Origin of the sequence: Candidatus Magnetobacterium casense (assembly GCF_019173545.1) — a bacterium.
GTDB lineage: Bacteria > Nitrospirota > Thermodesulfovibrionia > Thermodesulfovibrionales > Magnetobacteriaceae > Magnetobacterium > Magnetobacterium cryptolimnobacter.
Window position 1 is genome coordinate 1 of record NZ_JABXWD010000433.1, and the last position, 2,654, is coordinate 2,654.

Below are 2,654 nucleotides of genomic sequence, written 5' to 3' on the forward strand. Positions count from 1 at the left end.
TTTTGAAAATGGATTCCCGTTTTCACGGGAATGACAAGAAATGGTATTTTGCGCCCATCTGTGTCATTCCTGCGTAAGCAGGAATCCAGAAAGTGCGAAACCATAGATTCTCAGACAAAGAGATATAAAACGCATGTTCTCTTATTCGTCTATCGAGCATATGGGTATCGCAACCTTTGCCTTTGGCCTTGGCGGCGCTACAGCCACTTATGGTGCGCTCTTGCATATGCTTATGCACAGCCTTACAAAGTCCTCCATATTCTTCACGGTAGGGCACGCCTGTCAAATGCATCGAACACAGGAAATAGCCAGGATAAAGGGATTACTCAATGAAGACTCCTTTGTTGGTTGGGCGCTGATGTTGGGCGCTATGGCACTTGCGGGTCTGCCGCCCTTTGGTATCTTCACCAGCGAATTTCTGATATTAACGGCTACCATAAAGGATGTCCCGCTGCTGATGCCTTTTATACTTGTTGGCCTGGGAGTTGCCTTTGCAGGACTTCTCAGAAAGGTACAATATATGGTATCAGGGGATGTTCCCTCATACTTCAGACCAATACAGGCAGCCCGTACACCGGTGATACTTCACATGGTATTGGTGGTTGTACTGGCGTTTTATATGCCAGATTTTCTTAACAAGTGGTTTCAGACGGCGGTGGAGTTGTTAAAATGAAAAAATTAGCTAAGGTTCTGAAGTCTGAGTTTGCCGAGGATGCAAAGGCAGATGTACACGGCAATCCGGTTACTTTTGCAGTACCGGTAGATAGATTTGCAGAGGCTGCAAGGGCATTAAAGGAATCGTCAGCGTTTCTTTGTGCAGAGTGGGCTACGGACGATACAAACTCAGGCAGGGGTTTTGGCATCTACGCCTGCTTCAGGGAGGGTAGCGAATACCTGATAGTACGGGCTGAACTGCCACGTGATAGGGCAGAGTTCCCAAGCCTTGTCAAACACTTTGTGCCTGCATATAGATTTGAACGTCAGATCAGGAGTCTTATGGGTGTTATACCACGCGGGCATCCGGATAACAGACCATGGATTAAATTTGAGGACTGGCCGGAGGATGCCTGGCCGCTGAGAAAATCCTTTGATGCCTCCGGGGCGATGACGTGCTCCGAGGGGCAGTACTCATGGCTTGAGGCTGAAGGGGAAGGCGTATATGAGATTGCAGTTGGTCCGGTCCATGCCGGTATCATTGAACCTGGCCATTTCAGGTTTCAGGCGGTTGGCGAAACTATAATCAACCTTGAGGAGCGTCTTGGGTACGTTCATAAAGGGATAGAAAAGAGATTTGAATCTATGACGTGGGAAACGGCCGTTAAATTAGCCGGGCGTGTATCAGGTGATACGACAGTAGCACACTCAACAGCCTACTCGATGGCGCTGGAGTCAATGACACATTGCAAGGTACCTGAAAGATCTCAATGGCTAAGGGCACTTTTTATTGAAAGGGAACGTGTTGCCAATCACCTTGGAGATATTGGGGCTATTTGTAATGATGCAGCATTTGCCTTTATGTTATATCAGTGCTCGAAACTTAAGGAGGCCATGCTTGCCACTAACCATAGACTCTTTGGGCACAGGTTTATGATGGACAGGGTTATTCCAGGGGGTGTGACGGTTGATATCGATGCAAAAGCTAAACAAGAAATGTTATCAGAGATGGAGTTTATCACCAGGAATTTCGACAGACTGGTTCGTATTTATGAGGAGAGTTCATCACTTGAGGATAGGGTACGCTCTACCGGCATACTCACATATAAAATGGCAAGAGATTTGTGCACGGTAGGAGTAGTTGCCCGTGCTAGCGGGTTAAATGTGGATTGCAGGGTTCATAATCCTTTTCCTCCATATGATTCAATTGGGGTAGAGTCTCCGGACCTTACCGCAGGGGATGTGCACGCAAGGGTATGGGTAAGGGTATTTGAAATAAGGGCATCTATACGTCTTATGTATAGTATACTCAACCATATCCCTTCAGGCAGCATAGTTGCCCGGTGCAATGCCGTGTTACCTGATGTGACGGGATTTGCGGCAGTAGAGGGTTGGCGTGGTGAAATAATTTATTGGATTAAGAGCGGGCAGCAAGGGGAGATACACAGGTGCATGGTAAGAGACCCGTCCAGTGTAAACTGGTTAGCGCTTGAGCAGGCGATAAAGGGTAATATTGTCCCTGACTTCCCGCTTTGCAACAAGAGTTTCAACCAGTCATATTCGGGGCACGATTTATGATTAGAATCCTGCGTCAAATATTTCGTACCGGCATAGTTACCAACAAAACGCCTCAGGTTGACGACCCAAAAATAAAGGTAACAGGAATCAACATAGAGGCTAACGTAAAAAAACGTTTCAGAAGGAGTTTGTCGTATCCTCTTTAAAAAGCAGGGTAAATTTTATTTCACGGTCAAAAGACATGGATTCCTGCTTTCGCAGGAATGACAGTTACAGCCGTTTTCCAAGTGTGTCATTCCTGGCTTGACCAGGAATCCAGGATGCGTAAAAGTATAGTTACCATGAAATTTAAAGAAGATACAGTTTGTCTGTGTTTGACAATGTCACATTTAAGTAAACATCAGGGATTGTCTGAACTAGGATTACACAGATTAAAGGATTTACAGGAAAAAGAATATATGCCTTCTTTAACATGAATCCTG

2 protein-coding genes are annotated in these 2,654 nt (G+C 45.9%); both read left to right on the top strand.

The genetic code is table 11. The annotated features are described in order from the left end of the window. Nucleotides 1-106 precede the first annotated feature (106 nt). Entirely contained in the window at nucleotides 107-673 is a 567-nt protein-coding gene (locus HWQ67_RS15925; RefSeq protein ID WP_320414579.1) for a proton-conducting transporter membrane subunit, read from the top strand. Beyond that, the gene (locus HWQ67_RS15930) at nucleotides 670-2,232 is read left to right on the top strand and encodes an NADH-quinone oxidoreductase subunit C (RefSeq protein WP_218253672.1); all 1,563 of its coding nucleotides are present in this window, start codon (nucleotides 670-672) and stop codon (nucleotides 2,230-2,232) included. Before HWQ67_RS15925 ends, HWQ67_RS15930 begins: the two co-directional genes overlap by 4 nt. The last annotated feature ends 422 nt before the right edge of the window (nucleotides 2,233-2,654 follow it).